This is a genomic window from Jannaschia sp. 2305UL9-9 (assembly GCF_041403465.1).
Lineage (GTDB): Bacteria > Pseudomonadota > Alphaproteobacteria > Rhodobacterales > Rhodobacteraceae > Jannaschia.
Genome location: NZ_JBGEHM010000002.1, coordinates 819,146 through 835,691 on the forward strand (window position 1 = coordinate 819,146; position 16,546 = coordinate 835,691).

The 16,546-nt window shown below is 66.0% G+C and carries 19 protein-coding genes; 10 read left to right on the plus strand and 9 right to left on the minus strand.

The window, feature by feature from the left end; translation table 11 throughout:
* On the minus strand, positions 1-394 hold a 394-nt coding region (locus V6N07_RS11970), incomplete at its 3' end, for a Hint domain-containing protein (protein WP_371156535.1).
* A 176-nt stretch (positions 395-570) separates the two neighbouring features.
* On the opposite strand from V6N07_RS11970, the gene V6N07_RS11975 reads away from it, so the two are divergent.
* Positions 571-2,706, plus strand: coding sequence for a sulfotransferase (locus V6N07_RS11975; protein ID WP_371156536.1), 2,136 nt, complete (start codon positions 571-573; stop codon positions 2,704-2,706).
* Between the two features lie 16 nt (positions 2,707-2,722).
* Here V6N07_RS11975 and V6N07_RS11980 read toward each other — a convergent pair whose 3' ends face one another.
* The 3 genes from V6N07_RS11980 to V6N07_RS11990 all read right to left on the minus strand — a co-directional run bounded on the left by V6N07_RS11980 (position 2,723) and on the right by V6N07_RS11990 (position 5,129).
* Positions 2,723-3,460 (minus strand): esterase/lipase family protein, encoded by a 738-nt coding sequence (locus V6N07_RS11980; protein ID WP_371156537.1) that lies wholly within the window; start codon positions 3,458-3,460, stop codon positions 2,723-2,725.
* Positions 3,461-3,525: 65 nt separating this feature from the next.
* Positions 3,526-4,359, minus strand: coding sequence for a DMT family transporter (locus V6N07_RS11985; protein WP_371156538.1), 834 nt, complete (start codon positions 4,357-4,359; stop codon positions 3,526-3,528).
* 107 nt (positions 4,360-4,466) lie between these two features.
* Complete coding sequence (locus V6N07_RS11990) at positions 4,467-5,129, minus strand: DUF2161 domain-containing phosphodiesterase (protein WP_371156539.1); 663 nt, start codon at positions 5,127-5,129, stop codon at positions 4,467-4,469.
* A 116-nt stretch (positions 5,130-5,245) separates the two neighbouring features.
* Here V6N07_RS11990 and V6N07_RS11995 point away from each other — a divergent pair, with 116 nt between their 5' ends.
* Positions 5,246-6,166, plus strand: coding sequence for a manganese-dependent inorganic pyrophosphatase (locus tag V6N07_RS11995; protein WP_371156540.1), 921 nt, complete (start codon positions 5,246-5,248; stop codon positions 6,164-6,166).
* Between the two features lie 138 nt (positions 6,167-6,304).
* Here V6N07_RS11995 and V6N07_RS12000 read toward each other — a convergent pair whose 3' ends face one another.
* Positions 6,305-6,700 (minus strand): RidA family protein, encoded by a 396-nt coding sequence (locus V6N07_RS12000; protein WP_371156541.1) that lies wholly within the window; start codon positions 6,698-6,700, stop codon positions 6,305-6,307.
* 67 nt (positions 6,701-6,767) lie between these two features.
* Positions 6,768-7,268, minus strand: a complete 501-nt coding sequence (locus tag V6N07_RS12005; RefSeq protein ID WP_371156542.1) for an Lrp/AsnC family transcriptional regulator — start codon at positions 7,266-7,268, stop codon at positions 6,768-6,770.
* A 224-nt stretch (positions 7,269-7,492) separates the two neighbouring features.
* Here V6N07_RS12005 and trxB point away from each other — a divergent pair, with 224 nt between their 5' ends.
* From trxB to V6N07_RS12025, 4 genes are all read left to right on the plus strand, one after another.
* The gene (gene trxB / locus V6N07_RS12010) at positions 7,493-8,503 is read left to right on the plus strand and encodes a thioredoxin-disulfide reductase (protein WP_371156543.1); all 1,011 of its coding nucleotides are present in this window, start codon (positions 7,493-7,495) and stop codon (positions 8,501-8,503) included.
* 96 nt (positions 8,504-8,599) lie between these two features.
* Complete coding sequence (locus V6N07_RS12015; protein ID WP_371156544.1) at positions 8,600-8,911, plus strand: hypothetical protein; 312 nt, start codon at positions 8,600-8,602, stop codon at positions 8,909-8,911.
* A 121-nt stretch (positions 8,912-9,032) separates the two neighbouring features.
* A complete protein-coding gene (locus V6N07_RS12020) occupies positions 9,033-11,108 on the plus strand; it encodes a bifunctional sulfate adenylyltransferase/adenylylsulfate kinase (RefSeq protein ID WP_371156545.1) in 2,076 nt (691 codons plus the stop codon).
* A 359-nt stretch (positions 11,109-11,467) separates the two neighbouring features.
* Positions 11,468-11,845, plus strand: a complete 378-nt coding sequence (locus tag V6N07_RS12025; protein WP_371156546.1) for a response regulator — start codon at positions 11,468-11,470, stop codon at positions 11,843-11,845.
* A 78-nt stretch (positions 11,846-11,923) separates the two neighbouring features.
* On the opposite strand, the gene V6N07_RS12030 is transcribed toward V6N07_RS12025, so the two are convergent.
* Both V6N07_RS12030 and V6N07_RS12035 read right to left on the minus strand, forming a co-directional pair.
* Positions 11,924-12,154 (minus strand): DUF1150 family protein, encoded by a 231-nt coding sequence (locus V6N07_RS12030; RefSeq protein WP_371156547.1) that lies wholly within the window; start codon positions 12,152-12,154, stop codon positions 11,924-11,926.
* A gap of 4 nt (positions 12,155-12,158) precedes the next feature.
* Positions 12,159-12,593 carry an Hsp20 family protein gene (locus V6N07_RS12035; RefSeq protein WP_371156548.1) on the minus strand — a complete coding sequence of 145 codons (435 nt, stop codon included), beginning with the start codon at positions 12,591-12,593 and terminating at the stop codon, positions 12,159-12,161.
* A gap of 192 nt (positions 12,594-12,785) precedes the next feature.
* On the opposite strand from V6N07_RS12035, the gene V6N07_RS12040 reads away from it, so the two are divergent.
* From V6N07_RS12040 to V6N07_RS12055, 4 genes are all read left to right on the plus strand, one after another.
* Entirely contained in the window at positions 12,786-13,007 is a 222-nt protein-coding gene (locus tag V6N07_RS12040) for a YdcH family protein (protein ID WP_371156549.1), read from the plus strand.
* Positions 13,008-13,017: 10 nt separating this feature from the next.
* Complete coding sequence (gene purE / locus V6N07_RS12045; protein WP_371156550.1) at positions 13,018-13,503, plus strand: 5-(carboxyamino)imidazole ribonucleotide mutase; 486 nt, start codon at positions 13,018-13,020, stop codon at positions 13,501-13,503.
* A 109-nt stretch (positions 13,504-13,612) separates the two neighbouring features.
* Positions 13,613-14,698, plus strand: coding sequence for a 5-(carboxyamino)imidazole ribonucleotide synthase (locus tag V6N07_RS12050; RefSeq protein ID WP_371156551.1), 1,086 nt, complete (start codon positions 13,613-13,615; stop codon positions 14,696-14,698).
* A gap of 92 nt (positions 14,699-14,790) precedes the next feature.
* Positions 14,791-15,477 (plus strand): tRNA (guanosine(46)-N(7))-methyltransferase TrmB, encoded by a 687-nt coding sequence (locus V6N07_RS12055; protein WP_371156552.1) that lies wholly within the window; start codon positions 14,791-14,793, stop codon positions 15,475-15,477.
* A 6-nt stretch (positions 15,478-15,483) separates the two neighbouring features.
* On the opposite strand, the gene V6N07_RS12060 is transcribed toward V6N07_RS12055, so the two are convergent.
* Positions 15,484-16,536 (minus strand): MBL fold metallo-hydrolase, encoded by a 1,053-nt coding sequence (locus V6N07_RS12060; protein WP_371156553.1) that lies wholly within the window; start codon positions 16,534-16,536, stop codon positions 15,484-15,486.
* Positions 16,537-16,546: the final 10 nt, after the last annotated feature.

Consider the following 16,546-nt stretch of genomic DNA (forward strand, 5'->3'; position numbering starts at 1 on the left):
CCTGCGCGCCGAAGGCGCGCGCGGCAATGCGGAAGAACCGCGGCGTATCGGTTCCGCCGCGATAGGTGCGCGACCCGATCCAGTCGATCTGCACCGTGCCCCCCGACCGGGTGGCGATCCGGTCGCCGGGAACCAGATCCTCGATCGCGACCGGTCCACGTGGTCCGCGAAGCATGGCCCCCCGCGCAAGGCAGGAAACCGCACCTTCGATCTGGGGCGTGTCGGGCAGGCGACGTCGATCCCATGTCGCGACGCCGCGGCTGTCGATCCAGGCAAGGTCATAGGGCGCCATGGCGCGCGTGTCGGGTGCCGTGGTGCGGGCACCATCCCGGTCTAGATCGGGGTCGAGGGCGGATCGGAAGGACGCGGAGGGCAGCCGCTGATATGCAGTCATGACGAGGTCGTCCTGGCAGTTACGGCCCCCACCGCGGCCTCCGTTGTCGCAGCAGACGAATGATTCGATCAATGGATATGGGTGAAACAATCGGTTTCGGGCGCGTGTATTGGATCGCGCGGACGGGGCGCGCGCGGCCCCTACATCCCGGTCCTTCCGCGTGATACGCCGTCACCATGACCGCTGATCAGACCGCCCTTGCCGATGCCCGCCGTGCCCTTGATTCCGACCGGGCGGAGGCGGCCCACGCCCTGTTGGCACCACTTCTGTCCAGACGGCCCGATTGGCCCGAGGCCCGGTTTCACATGGCGCGCGCGCAGGCCGCACTTGGACAGGTCGATCTTGCGCGCGAAAGCTATGACGCGGCGCTGGCCGCCGCCCCGAAGGAGCCGTCGATCTGGATGGAACTGGCCCTGTTCGCCCATGCCACCGGCACGGCGCGGGACCTTGTGAAACGGGCGCGTCGTGCCGATCTGCCGGGCCCCCTCGTGACGATGATCACCGCCGCCTCGACCGGGCAGGGAGCCCGTGCCATCGGGACGGGGGCGGCCAAACCGCGTGATCTGGCAAGGATGTCCGCCTGTCTGAAAGCGGGCGATCTGCGCGGGTTGGAGGCCGCGGCCGCCCCGCTGCTTCGGGCGCGGTCCGCGGCGGTTCCATTGGCCATGGTCGGGCAGGGACGTCTCGCGGCTGGTCGCCTTGCCCCGGCGGCCGAGGCGTTTCGCACCGGTCTGCGGTTGGAGCCCTATGCCGTCGACCTGCGCCTTGGCCTGACGCAGGCATTGGCGCGTGCCGGCCAGGTGGCGCCCGCCCTGTCCGAGGCGCGGCGTGCCGCACTTCAGGCACCCGCATGGGCCGATGCGCAGATCACCTTTGCAAGGCTTGCCCTGTCAGGCGGCCTGCTGGACCACGCGGCCCGCGCCTGTGATGCCGCACTCGCGGCGGCGCCCCGATCCGACACGGCGCTGGCCCTCGCTGCCGAAGTCGCCCTGGCGCAGGGGCGGGCGGTCGAGGCCATGTCCCTCGCCGGCCGGCGCAAACCCTCGGCCCGGGGACGTGCGCATCTTCTGGCGCGTGCGGCCTCTGCCGCGCGCCGAACGGAGGATGCGCTGACGGCCTATGCCGAAGGTCTGGCGCTTGCACCCGAAGATACCGACCTGCTGGTCGGGCGGGGGCAGCTGTTGCAATCGCTTGGGCAAAGCGAAGCGGCCGAGGCCGATCTGCGCGCGGCCCTCGCCTTGCAACCGGGTCACGGACTGGCCGCGCGCGCGCTGGCCTACGGCACGAGGCTGGACCCGGCGGCGCCTGTCGTGACCGGCATGGCGCACGCGGTCGCGGATGCAGGGACCGGCCCCAATGACCGGCGCCTGCTGCACTATGCGCTCGCCCGGACGCTGGAAAGGACGGACCCCGAAGCCGCGTTCGACCACCTTGCCAAGGCGAACGACGCGCTGGCCGCGGCCTATCCCTTCGATCCGCAGGCGGACATCGACGATCTGGCGCGGATCACCGGCGCCGACTGGACGCGCCTTGCCGAAAGCGGGGCGGTATCTGCCTGCGCGGCTGCGCCCATCTTCGTCACCGGCATGCCCCGATCCGGAACGACGCTGGTCGAAACGATCCTGGCGGCGCACAGCGGCGTGCGTGCGGGTGGCGAACTGGCCGTGCTGAACCCCATCCTGCGCGACATGACGCGCGGCTTTGCCGCCGGGGCCTCGGTGGATGCCGCGACGCTGACCGAGGCGGGCAAGGCCTATGTTCAGGCGGCCGAAGCCGCGGCCGGTGGCACAGACCAACATGTCCCCCCGCGCCGCCTGACCGACAAGTCGATCCACACCTTCGTCCAGATCGGCGCGGTCACGCGGATCCTGCCCAAGGCGCGGATCGTCGTGGTGCATCGCGACCCGCGCGACACCGGACTGTCGATCTGGCGCAACCATTTCCCGGACGGTACCCACCGCTATGCCGCAAGCCAGACGGGCATCGCCGATCATATGGCCCTGTTCCGCGATGCGGTGGCGTTCTGGCGCGAAACACTGCCGGGGGCGTTTCACGACATCCACTACGAGGCGCTGCTCGACGATCCGGAAGGCGAGGCGCGCCGCCTCCTGACCGCATGCGACCTGCCGTGGGAGGACGGGGTTCTGGCCTTTCACCAACAGGCCGAGCGCGTAGATACCCTGAGCTTCGCGCAGGTGCGGCAGCCGCTCTACCGATCCTCCCACGGGGCATGGCGCAAGCATGTGGACCACATCGGGCCGATGATCGCGGCTTTGCGGGCGCATGGCCTTTTGCCTGACGCCGACGCCTGACGGGCGCCGGGGCGCTTTAGTCGGTCAGCGTCTCATAGACGTCCAACAGGCCGAGGCCCGGCACGAATGCGCCCGTCCGCAGGAACGACAGAACCTGTCCGATCACCAGCGGATTGTTCATCAGGAACGTATGGGTCACGGGCATCGTCAGATGTGCAGTCATCCCCTCGACCCGGGTAGAGGCAACGGACACCTTGCCGTCATCCTCGCCGGGCAGGATCATGGAATACACGGGGTTGAGGCTGCGATTGCCGGCAATGATGCCGACCCCCGGCCAGACCGGCCCCAACCGTGTCGGCAGGCCCGTCGTCGACAATTGTGCCCCCGCAGGCCCGTTGAGCCAATCGAACGGCGGCAGGCCCTGCATCTCGTCGACCAGTTCGGACCCCTGGTTGGGCGGGGCCAGCATCACGGTGCGGCCCAGCCGGGGCAAGTCGTTGTCGGCCATCCATTGACGTAGCAGAATGCCGCCCATGGAATGCGTGACGAAATGGATCTGCCGGGCATCGCCGGGACAGGCCGCGATGGCGGGGGGCAGGGTGCCTGCGGCCAGGGTCTCGATCGTGCCCGAGGTGGAGGCATAGTCCACGTTGACCGTCGCGAAGCCCTCGGCGGTCAGTGCTTCGTCCATCACGAGAAAGGACGTATCGCCGCGCGCCAATCCATGCAGCAGGACAACGCAGTCGGCCGCGTTGTCCGCCACGGCGGCCGCAGGGATGAGGATTGCCGACAGGATGGCGAAGACGGTCGTCATGTGCGGCAAGATGGGGCGATGGCGTCGCGTTGCCACCGGGACAGGGTTGGGGCGCCTCGACGACGTCATGCGCGCGACGGACGCCGCAACGTCGCCAGTGCGATCCCCGCCAGCACGAGCGCACCTGCCGCCATCGCCCGTGGCGTCGGCGGTTCGGCCAGCAGGACGGCCCCGGCGATCATGGCAAGGACCGGCACGGACAATTGCGCGACACCTGCCGTGGCACTGCTCATCGCGGGCAGCACACGGAACAGCATCGCGTAGCCGAGGCCCGATGCGATGCCGCCGGACAGAACCGCCATCAGGACCCCGAATGGCGTGATCGGCGTGCCCAGCCAAAGCGGCGCGGCCAGTGCGAAACCGCCCGCCGCCAACAGGAAGTTGCCCGCCGACCCCGCAAGGGGGCGTGGTTCGAACCGCCCGGCGAGGGAATAGAATGCCCAAGCGAGGCCAGCCGTCGCCATCAACGCCGCATCCATCGGATCGATCCGGACGCTGTCCGAAGGCCACAGCAGCCAGCCAAGGCCGATCAACGCCAGCGCCATGCCGCCCAGCTGTTGCGGGCCGGTGCCCTCGCCGCGCACAAGGCCCATGCCGAAAAGCCCGATCTGGACCACGGCAAACAGGATCAGCGCACCGAGCCCTGCATCCAGCGTGCGATAGGCAAGGCTGAACCCCAGAAGGTATACGGCCAGCGCGAGGGCCGCGCCCCACCTGCGTCCGCCCCCGAGGGTGATGCCCCGCCGCGCGGCCAGAAGGCTCAGGACGATGGCCCCCGATCCCACGCGGATCGCGGCAAAGGCAAGCGGATCCGTGCCATCCAGCACCCCCGCCCGCGTCAGCAGTGAATTGGCGGACAGAAAGCACATGGCGGCGACGGTGAGGAGGGCAAGGCGCATGGGCGTCTTGGTGACGCCTGTCGTGGCAAGTGTCGAGATGGCGCGTGGCGTCGCCGGCAAACGATTCCGTGTCCGGTCGGGCTGACGGCGTTTGCGCGCGGCCCCTGCTACTGTTCCACCGGATGCTGCGCGGTCGCGTCCCGCCCCGCTTGCGACAGCTCATAGACCCCGACCGAGACCTTGACGAACCAGCCATAGTGATTGTCGCGCATGATCTGTGTGGCGCGCGGCACCTTGCAGGCGTCCCGCGCGACACTGCCTTTGCAGGGGCCCGCGGCGGCGAGATGCCGGGCAAGGGCCAGCGCATCCTGTCGATAGGCCGTCACGAGGCCGTCGCGCGTGGCGCCGCCCTTGTTGGGGTCCCCCCGGCGCCGGGCGAATTCCCGCAACAGCCGTTGACGGGGTTTCGCCTGCAGGCGCGGTTGAAACGGACCGGGGTCGCAATGCACCGTGATCAGACCATCCGAAAGGCGCACCGTCACGACACCAAGCCCCAGCCTGCGCGCCAGTTTCAGATTGGCCTTGAGGGCGGACCACCCCCGTCGCCCCGCGACATCCGGAACGGCAAGATAGACATGGGGCGTCATGGCCTGCCGGGCGATTCCCTGATGCACGAGGGCAAGGCTGAAACCGGTCTTCAGCTCCACGATGACCGGAGGCTCGTCGGAGCGCAGGCCGACCACGTCGGCGGCGCCGACCTCTGCCTTTACGGTATACCCCTGACCTTCGAGGAACGCCTTGATCGGGGGGTAGAGGTCGGTTTCCTTCATGCGCGCATCCTAGGCCGCGGGCCCCTTGCCCTGCAACGCGATGGGGACAATCCCGTGACAAGCGATGCCTCGCGGGTTAAGGCCCCGGCATCTGATCGTCAGCACGGACCTTATCAATGACCACGCTCGTATTCGGCCACAAATCCCCCGACACCGACTCCACCGGCAGCCCGATCGCCTGGGCCTGGTACCTGTCCGAAGTGGCGGGCACGCCTGCCAAGGCCGTCCTTCTGGGCGAGCCGAACACCGAGGCGGCATTCATGCTGACCCGCTGGAACCTCGAAAAGCCGGAGATCATCCTGGACGTCGACGCCGATCAGCCCTGCGTCGTGGTCGACACCAACAACCCCGCCGAGCTGCCGGCGAATATCGCCAACGCCGACCTGCGCCAGATCATCGACCATCACAAGCTGACCGGTGGCCTTGAAACCAAGGCCCCGATCGACATCACCATCCGTCCGTTGGCCTGTACGGCGACGATCATGGCGGACATGATGGGGCAATCGCTGACGACCGCGCCCGAGGGTATCAAGGGCGCGATGCTGACCTGCATCCTGTCGGACACGCTGGAATTCCGTTCGCCCACGACCACCGACCACGACCGTGCCGTGGCCGAGCGGCTGGCCGATGATCTGGGCGTGTCGATCCCGGACCTTGCCGCCGACATGTTCGCCGCCAAGTCCGACGTCTCCGCCTTTTCGGAGGCGGAGCTTCTGCGGATGGATTCCAAGGAATACGAGGTCGACGGCACGTCCTTCCGGGTCTCCGTGCTGGAGACGACCTCGCCGGGTCAGATCCTGGATCGCAAGGCGGCCCTCATGGAGGCGATGCCCACCGTCGCGGCCGAGGATGGCGTGGCACAGGTCCTGCTGTTCGTCGTGGACATCCTCAACGAGGAAGCCACGATGCTGATCCCCAACGACCTGACGAAGACCGTCGCGGAGAAGAGCTTCGGCGCCACCGTTACGGGCGATACGGTCGTCCTGCCCGGCGTGATGAGCCGCAAGAAACAGATCATTCCCGCGCTCAAGGTCTGACCTTCGGTCCGATCCGATCAATCGAAAGGCCCCGACACGTCATGTGCGGGGCCTTGTTCGTCGGGGCGTCCGGGCGCAACGGCACATTGCGCGCCGCCGCGGTTCGATGCCGCGCGCCACGCGGGGGCACGCGGCGTGTCAGGGCCGGCGGGCGACCATGTCGATTTCGACCAATGCCCCGACGGCCAGCCCCGTGACGCCGATACAGGTGCGCGCAGGCAGTTTCCCTTTCGCGAAATAGCCGCTGTAGGTGGCGTTCATCTCCGCGTAGTCGCGGTCGAAATCGGTCAGGTAGACACGCGCCTGCGCGACGTTCTCAAGGCCGAGGTCCATGCCGTTCAGGACAAGGATCAGGTTGTCCATCACGCGGCGTGTCTGCGCCGCGATCCCCTCGGGCAGGGGGCGGGCCGGATCGTCGGGCCATGTCGGCATCTGGCCGGTCAGGAAAACCCAGCCGTCGACCTCCGTACAGTGGGAAAAGGTGGCGACAGGCTGTGGCGCGGCGTCGATCATGTGAAAACTTGGCAGGGACATCGTCCATCCTTTCGGGGGGCATATACGCGTCCTGGGGCCTTCGTGTCCCGGCAGCGGCGGGTTTGGCCTAGGCCTCCTGCGCGAGGCGTGCCTCCAGCACATCGAAGGGCACGCCGGGGGTGTCCTTGGCGCCGCGGATCACCAGCGATGTCTTGACCGAGGCGACATTTTCCGCCGCCGTCAACTCGCTGGTCAGGAAAGACTGGAACGTCGACAGATCCGGGGCGACGCATTTCAGGATGAAATCGATCTCACCGTTCAGCATGTGACATTCCCGCACGAGCGGCCAGTCGCGGCAGCGGTCCTCGAACGCCGACAGGTCGACCTCGGCCTGACGGTTGAGCGACACCATCGCGAAGACCTGAACCTCGAACCCGAGGGACCGGGCATCGACATCGGCATGATAGCCCTGGATGAAGCCGGCATCTTCGAGGGCGCGCACGCGGCGCAGGCATGGGGGCGCGCTGATGCCGACCCGGCGTGCCAGTTCCACGTTCGTCATCCGCCCGTCTGCCTGAAGTTCCGCAAGGATCTGGCGGTCGATTGGGTCAAGGCGAGAGCTGGGCATTCTGGGTCCGGTCTGGGCAAATATATCCAAGATCGTTTCCCACGACGCGGGTCCGGGCGCAAGATTATTTCGTCAAATGACCCTCTTTGCCGACCGGCGGGGGGCGGATGGGGCGGCCGCCGGGTCCGTCCGTTCGCGGCCCCCTTCACGACACCGAGACCGGGGCTTTTACTTGTCACGATTCGCGCCCTATATCGCCAGCCCAAAGCCAGGAGGCCGCGCTCATGTCCCAGACCCGTCATTCAAAGGTGCTCATCATCGGTTCCGGCCCCGCGGGATATACCGCCGCCGTCTACGCCAGCCGTGCCATGCTGGAACCCGTGTTGATCCAGGGCATTCAGCCGGGTGGGCAATTGACCATCACGACCGAGGTCGAGAACTGGCCGGGCGATACCGAGGTTCAGGGGCCCGACCTCATGGTCCGGATGGAGGAGCACGCCCGCGCCGTGGGCACCGACATCGTCTCGGATCACATCGCCTCGCTGGATCTGTCGAAGCGGCCGTTTACGGCGACGTCGGATGGCGGCACCGTCTATACCTGCGATGCGCTGATTCTGGCGACGGGCGCACAGGCCAAGTGGCTGGGCCTGCCGTCCGAGGAACATTTCAAGGGGTTCGGCGTATCGGCCTGCGCCACCTGTGACGGCTTCTTCTATCGCGGCAAGGAGGTCGCGGTCGTGGGTGGTGGCAATACCGCCGTCGAAGAAGCGCTGTTTCTGACGAATTTCGCGAGCAAGGTCACCCTGATCCACCGGCGCGATACGCTGCGGGCGGAAAAGATCCTGCAGGACCGATTGTTCAAGCACCCCAAGGTCGAGATCATCTGGGACCACGAGGTCGACGAGGTGCTGGGCAGCGACCAGCCCCGTGGTGTCGAGGGGCTGCGCCTCAAGCACCGCGAAACCGGTGAGCCGCGCGAGATTTCCGTACACGGGTTCTTCGTGGCGATCGGTCACGCGCCTGCGTCCTCGCTCGTGACGGATTGGCTCGACCTGCACAACGGCGGCTACGTCGTCACGAAACCCGACAGCACGGCGACCTCCATTCCGGGCGTTTTCGCGGCTGGTGACCTGACCGACCATATCTATCGTCAGGCCGTCACCAGCGCCGGCATGGGCTGCATGGCCGCGCTGGAGGTGGAGCGGTTCCTTGCCGAACACGGTCAGGACAGCGAGATCGAGCAGGATCAGACCGAACCACTGGGATACGGTGCCCCTGTCGACGCCGCCGGCTGAAGGCGTTTTCCGGACGCCCGCGCGCGCCGTTGCTTGAGGCTGCGGCGCGGACCGGGCAGGGTGGTGGGCAAAGGCCCCAAACCGAAAGTCGCCGCAATGCGCATAACGTTTCGCACCATCCTTCCCGTGACCCTCGTTTTGTCCCTTGCGGCCTGTGGTGGGTCGTCGGGGCCGGCAAACGACCGGGCTCCGCGCGGTGTGTCGGCGGCCGGTGGCGTCTGTCCGGATGCCGATCCGGTGCGCGACGGTCCATTCGTCGATGCGATCCGGACTGATGACGCAAGGACGGTTCAGGCGATGCTTGCGCGCAACCCGGGTGATGCCCGCGCGCAGGCCGCCCTTGTCATCATCAACGGACGCGGCGCGCCCGATCCGGATCAGGCGGCCTGTTTCGCCCCCTATTTCTGAACCGGGGCTGTCGGGCAGACGGGCGACACCGGCAGAAATACGCCGTTCGGCAAAGTATGTTCTGGCGTGAACGCATATCGTTTCATATGTGTTCAGCCGTGAACAACCCGAGTCGTGCGCAATGTTACCCGCCCCCGAACCCACGCCAGATGCAGAGGAGGACGAATTGTTTCGTCTGCTGCGTCAGGTCGATCTGGCGCCGGAGGCCACGCAGCGGACCATTGCAGCGGCCTTGGGGGTTTCGCTTGGCCGGGTGAACACCCGGCTGCGGGCAGCGGCAGAGGCCGGTCTTCTGAAGATCGGTGATCGCAAGGGGCCGGATCGGCGCCAGCGCTTTGCCTATGTTCTCACCCCGCGTGGTGCAGCCGAAAAGAACCGGCTCACCGATACGTTCCTCGCACGCAAGTTGCGCGAGTACGACGCTCTGCATGCAGAGCTGACCGGCACGGCCTCCGGCCTGTCCCCCCTCAAGATCAGGACCAGATTGATGCAGACAAACCTTTCCCCCATTCCCGAACTTTTCGTCAGTCATGACAGCGCCCAGAAGCTGAAGCTGGACGCCGGCGATCTTCCGAGCTGGGACCTTACGCCGCGCCAGGTCTGTGACCTCGAATTGTTGATGAATGGGGGCTTCAATCCTCTGAAGGGGTTCCTCGATCAGGCCGACTACGAGAATGTCGTCGAGAACATGCGTCTGGCCGACGGCACCCTGTGGCCGATGCCGATCACCCTCGACGTGCACGAGAAATTCGCGGCCACCGTCGAGGAGGGGCAGGACATCGCCCTGCGCGATCCGGAGGGTGTCATCCTCGCGATCCTGTCCGTGTCGTCCAAGTACACGCCCAACAAGTCGCGCGAAGCCGAAATGGTGTTCGGCGCCGATGACGTTGCGCATCCGGCGGTCAACTACCTGCACAACACGGCCGGGGACATTTACCTGGGCGGTGCCATCACCGGCATTCAGCAGCCGATCCACTATGATTTCCGGGCCCGTCGCGACACGCCGAACGAATTGCGCGCCTATTTCCGCAAGATGGGCTGGCGCCGGGTCGTCGCCTTCCAGACGCGCAACCCCTTGCACCGTGCCCACCAGGAACTGACGTTCCGCGCCGCACGTGAGGCGCAGGCCAACCTGCTGATCCATCCGATCGTCGGCATGACCAAGCCGGGCGATGTCGATCACTTCACCCGTGTCCGCTGTTACGAGGCGGTGCTGGACAAGTATCAGCCGTCGACCACGACCATGTCGCTGCTCAATCTGGCCATGCGCATGGCCGGGCCGCGGGAAGCCGTCTGGCATGGTCTGATCCGCGCCAACCATGGCTGCACGCATTTCATCGTGGGTCGCGATCACGCGGGCCCCGGCAAGAATTCGGCGGGCGAGGACTTCTATGGCCCGTACGATGCGCAGGACCTGTATCGTGCGCACCAGTCAGAGATCGGCTGCGAAATGGTCGACTTCAAGCACATGGTCTACGTGCAGGAACGCGCCCAGTATGAGCCGAACGACGAGATCGAGGACCGCGACAACGTCACGGTTCTGAACATCTCCGGCACGGAGCTGCGGCGTCGTCTGCGCGAGGGGCTGGAAATTCCCGAGTGGTTCTCCTTCCCCGAAGTCGTCGAGGAGTTGCGTCGCACCTCGCCTCCGCGTTCCAAGCAGGGTTTCACCGTGTTCTTCACCGGCCTGTCCGGATCCGGGAAATCGACCATCGCCAATGCCATCATGGTCAAGCTGATGGAAATGGGCGGCCGTCCGGTCACGCTTCTGGACGGGGATGTCGTGCGCAAGCACCTGTCATCGGAGCTGACGTTCTCCAAGGAGCATCGCGACATCAACATCCGGCGCATCGGCTATGTCGCGTCCGAGATCACCAAGAACGGCGGTATCGCGATCTGTGCACCCATCGCGCCCTACACCGCGACGCGCCGTGCTGCACGTGAGATGATCGAGGCATTCGGTGCGTTCGTCGAGGTTCACGTCGCCACCTCTCTGGAGGAATGCGAACGTCGGGACCGCAAGGGCCTGTACAAGCTGGCGCGTGAGGGCAAGATCCCCGAGTTCACGGGCATTTCGGATCCCTACGAGACCCCGACCAACGCCGAATTGGTGGTCGATACCGAAGGGTTCGAAGTCGACGATTGCGCGCAACGCGTCCTGTTGCTGCTCGAATCGATGGGCCTGATCGCCGGGTAACGACAGGGCCCCCTGCCGACCGGCCCGGTCCGCGGTTCCGCGGGCAGACGGTTTTGGCGGGGGGCCGCTTCGGCTATGATTGCCATCGTCGGCGATTCGTGGCTGATTTCGCTAGGTCGGCCTTGCGGCTTGGCAAGTGACGAAACGTCAAAAGACTCGAAGATTTTCATACATGGTCTATAAGTGCATGATTGTACACATTGGTTTCATTCTCTCGTGAAGGAACCAAAAGGCGTGGCGTGGGTTTAGATCGTGAAACTAGCGAAAGGGTGGCTCGCTCGCGCTGTGGTTGTATGAAGTTTGAAGCCTGATCCGCGCCTGCACACCATGGTTCGGTATACTGGACCGGAAAGTATCTTATGTTGGACGACCTCAATATCCTCATCGTGGAAGACGAAGCGATCATTGCGCTCGATCTTTCCATGATCCTCGAAGAACGTGGCGCGACCGTCATGGGGCCTTGCGGGACCGTTGAAGAGGCGGTCGCCGCTGTTGATCCTTCGCTGCACGTGGCAATTCTCGATGTCGATCTGCGCGGACAGACGGTTTTCCCCGTTGCGGACCGTCTGCGCCAGATCGGAAAGCCCTTCGTCTTTCATACCGGTCGTTACGATACGAACGCCCTGCGCGCCCGCTATGGTGAGGATACGCCGGTTCTGGTCAAACCTGCGGGTGACACGGCCATCGTCAAGGCGCTTGCTCAGGCGCGGGCGCAGGCTGCGGACGATCCCCGGTAACGTCCTTCTCATGCACGCGAAAAAAAAGGGCCCGATGCGACATGCATGGGCCCTCTTTCGTTGTCGTGCTGTCGGCGGTCAGTGAACGCTGACCGGCCTCAGATCGTTCTGTCGCGCAAGGTCGAACGCCATGGACCGGTCACCGACCAGTGCGACCTGTTCGCCATCGGCGCGGTGCACGGCATAGATCTCGTTCAATCCACCGTCCTCGGCTTCCTGACGCACGGCCTTCGGCAGGGCGTCGAGCGCAATCTTGCGGACGTAGACCAGGCTCCCTTCGACGGCATCTAGTGTTTCGCGGTTCGTCATGGCGTCACTCCTTACTGCTCTGTTGGTCGCCTTGAGATGTTATGCGTATCGTCTGGATAACGTTTTCCGGTGCGGATCGGTTCAGATCGACGTGCAAAAGCCCGTTTTCCATGGATGCACCGGCGACGTCGACGCCATCGGCCAGAACGAAGGCGCGCTGAAACTGCCGCGAAGCGATGCCGCGATGCAGGTAGACGCGTTCCGCCTCGTCCCGCGATTTTCCGCGGATGACCAGTTGGCGATCCTCGAGGGTGATCGACAGGTCGTCTTCGGCGAATCCGGCCACCGCAAGCGTGATGCGGAACCCGGCCTCGCCGGTCTGTTCTATGTTGTAGGGGGGATACCCCTCGTTGCCCGTGCGGGCCGTCCGTTCCACCAGCCGTTCCAGCTCATCGAAGCCGAGAAGGTAGGGATGCGTGCCGAAGCCAAGTTTGCTCATGGGTCGGGTCCTCAAGTCCAAGCGATCCGAATGCAGTCCGGCCCTGACAAGGCACCGTTCCGCCCCATCAATCTGGGGATGCGGGGCGGTGACTGCAAGTCCTTCGCGCCCCCTTTGAAAACGTGGCCCGGCGGTGTAGGACAACCTGCACCACGTTTGATTGCGCAAGAACGTTCCCAAAAGGTCCGCCACATGACCCGACCGCCGCTCGAAATGACGCACGAGGATGTGCTGCGTGTCCGCCTCGAGGTGTTGCGCCAGGATCACCGGGATCTCGATGCGGCGATCCGCGCCTACGAGGACAGCCGCAATCCCGACATGCTGGCCGTGAAACGGCTGAAACGACAAAAGCTCGGCCTCAAGGACCGGATCGCCCGGATCGAGGATGAGCTGACACCGGATATCATCGCCTGAGAGTGCCGAAATGACACAAACACCTCCCGTCGGCATCATCATGGGGTCCACGTCGGATTGGCCCACGATGAAAGAGGCGGCGGACATGCTCGACGCCCTGTCCGTTCCCTACGAGACGGCGATCGTCTCGGCCCACCGCACGCCGGACCGTCTCTGGTCCTATGGCAAGACCGCGGCCGACCGGGGCCTTCGGGTCATCATCGCGGGCGCGGGCGGCGCGGCGCATCTGCCCGGCATGATGGCCTCCAAGACCCGCATCCCGGTCATCGGCGTGCCGGTGCAGACCAAGGCCCTTTCCGGCGTCGACAGCCTGTATTCCATCGTCCAGATGCCGCGCGGGTTTCCGGTGGCGACCATGGCGATCGGCGCCGCGGGCGCGGCGAACGCGGGCCTCATGGCCGCCGCGATCCTTGCGGTATCGGACCCCGATCTGGCCCGGCGCCTCGATCAGTGGCGGGCGGATCTTTCGGCCTCCATCCCGGAAACCCCGGTATGAATTCCGATCTGGCCGGGGCGGGGAACAAGGCCCCATCCGGCATCGGCCAAAGGCCCCTTCTCTCAATCTCGCCGAAACCCACGTTCGCGCCGCGCAGGAAAGTCCGCCCATGACCGCATCCCCCTCCACAGCCACTGATCCCCTGCCGCAGGGGGCGACCATCGGCATACTTGGCGGTGGGCAGTTGGGGCGCATGCTGGCGATGGCGGCCGCGCGGCTGGGGTATGACACCCATGTCTTCGAACCCGCGGCGGCGCCCGCGGCACAGGTCGCGACGACGTGGACGCAGGCGGCCTATTCCGACGGCAAGGCCCTCGCGGCCTTTGCGGGATCCGTGGATGTCGTGACCTACGAGTTCGAGAACATCCCGGCCACCGCGCTGGACCTTCTGGAATCCACGCGCCCGATCCGCCCGGGGCGCGAGGCGCTGCGCGTCAGTCAGGACAGGCTGGTCGAGAAGGCGTTCCTCGAATCCATCGGCCTGAGCGTCGCGCCCTATCGCGACGTGCCCGATGTCGGGGCCCTCGTGGCCGCCCTGATGGACCTCGGCACCCCCGCGATCCTCAAGACGCGGCGCTTGGGGTATGACGGCAAGGGGCAGGTCCGGCTCAATGATCCCGCCGAAGCGGGGGCCGCATTCGATGCCATGCAGGGGGCCGATGCCATCCTCGAAGGTGTCGTCGATTTCAGTCGAGAGGTTTCGGTCATCGTCGCGCGGGGCCCCTCGGGCGAGACGGTCTGCTACGACCCCGGCGAAAACGTGCACCGCGACGGCATTCTGCGCACCACCACGGTTCCCGCAGCGCTGTCGGCCGCGCAACGGATGGACGCGGCCCTTCTGGCCGGGCGTATCGCAAGTTCGCTGGACTATGTCGGCGTGATGGGCGTCGAATTGTTCGTCACCCCGGCGGGTCTTGTCGTCAACGAGATCGCCCCACGGGTCCACAACTCGGGGCACTGGACGCAGGCCGGTTGCATGGTCGATCAGTTCGAGCAGCATATCCGCGCGGTCGCGGGGCTGCCGCTCGGGGATGGGCAACGGGTGTCGGATGTCGTGATGGAAAACCTGATCGGCGATGACATGGACCGCGTTCCCGACCTGTTGGCCTCGGCCGATACGCAGGTCCACCTGTATGGCAAGGGCGAGGTGCGCGCAGGGCGCAAGATGGGGCATGTCAACCGCATCCAGCGATAGCGCGCGTCCCGCCATTGCAGCGGGTCGGGAAACATGAAACCGACCCGCCACCATATCGCACCCAACCGTTCCCACCGGAGCCAGAGCGCAGCATGACAGATCGTCCCCACCGCAACTTCTATGGCCGTCGCAAGGGCAAGCACCTCAAAGCCTCGCATGAGGCCTATCTGGAGCAGGATCTGGCAGACCTGTCACCCGGCCCCGTGGAGTGGGAGGAAAACCCGAACCGCGACCCCCTCGACCTCGGCGGGCTGTTCGGCGGCAAGGATGTCTGGCTGGAGATCGGTTTCGGCGGAGGGGAGCATATGGTTCACCAGGCGACGCTGAACCCCGGTGTCGGGATCATCGGCGCCGAGCCGTACATCAACGGGATCGCGATGCTGCTGGGCAAGTTGCGCCGGGCCGATCTGACCAATGTGCGCATCCATCCCGGTGACGTGCGTGACCTGTTCGACGTTCTGCCGGACGCGTCGATTTCCAAGGCCTTCCTGCTGTATCCGGACCCCTGGCCCAAGGCACGGCACAACCGCCGTCGTTTCGTGACCCCGGAACATCTGGAACCCTTGGCCCGCGTCCTCAAGCCGGGGGCGGAATTCCGTGTCGCGACCGACATTCCCGACTACGTTCGGCAGACTCTGGAAGAGGTGCCGGGCGCGGGATTTGCCTTGCAGAGCGACGATTTCTCGACGCCGTGGGCCGACTGGACACGCACCCGCTACGAGGCAAAGGCCATCCGCGAAGACCGGACGCCGCATTACCTGACGTTCCACCGGGCCTGATCCGCGTCAGGTCGGCACGTCCCACCGTGCGCCGGGCGCAATCGCGCGGAACATGTCCTGTTGCAGCCCCCTGTCCGTCAACGCCTTGCGCAATCGGGCCGGCGGCTCTTCGCGCGCTTCGTTGGTCAATTGGAAGGTGCCCCAATGGTGGGCCAGACCATGGCGTGCGCCACAGGCGATCAGGCCGGCGACCGCCTCTTCCGGGTTCTGATGTTGATCGGCCATGAACCAGCGCGGCGCATAGGCCCCGATCGGCAGGATGGCCAGACGATAGGGCCCATGCGGGGCCGCCGCCGCATAGGGGCGGCCGTCGTCATATCCGGTATCGCCGATATGCAGGATCCTGCCGGCCGAGGTTTCCAGTACGAAGGACGCCCAGAGCGCCATGGACCGATCCCGCGTGCCCCGCGCCGACCAATGGTGGCAGGGCAGCAGCCGCAAACTCAGTCCGGGCACCTGCAACACCTCGCCCCAGTCGGCCGCGCGCGCGTCGATCCCCGGAATCTCGTCGCGCAGGATCGTATCATTCCCCAGCGGCGTCAGGACCGGCATCGCGAACCGGTCGTGCAGGCGGCGCAGGGTCGCGACATCCAGATGGTCGTAGTGATTGTGGCTCAGCAGCACGGCATCGATCGGCGGCAGATCGGCAAAGGCGACACCGGGGGCCGTCACACGGGCCGGTCCGGCAAACGTGAACGGGCTGGCCCGCGCGGACCAGACCGGATCGGTCAGGATGTTCAGGCCGGCGATCTGGATCAGGACCGTGGCATGACCGACCATCGTCACCCGCAGGTCGCCGACGCGCTCGGCGGGCCGGTCCTGCGTGATGCCAACGCCGTCGGGCCAATCCGCCTTGTCGCCCCCCAACTGCCATTTCAGCAGGTCGCCGAACCCCTTCGGATCCTGCCCGCCGGGATTGTAGAAGCGTGTCCCGTCGAAATGGTCCGAGACGGGCCCGTCGTAGTAGGGATTGGTCGGCCCCGTACGCTGCACCGCGCAGGCGGCGGCACCCAGAAGGCCGGTCAACCCGGCGGCGGAAAGGAAGCGTCTGCGTTTCATCATCGTCCAG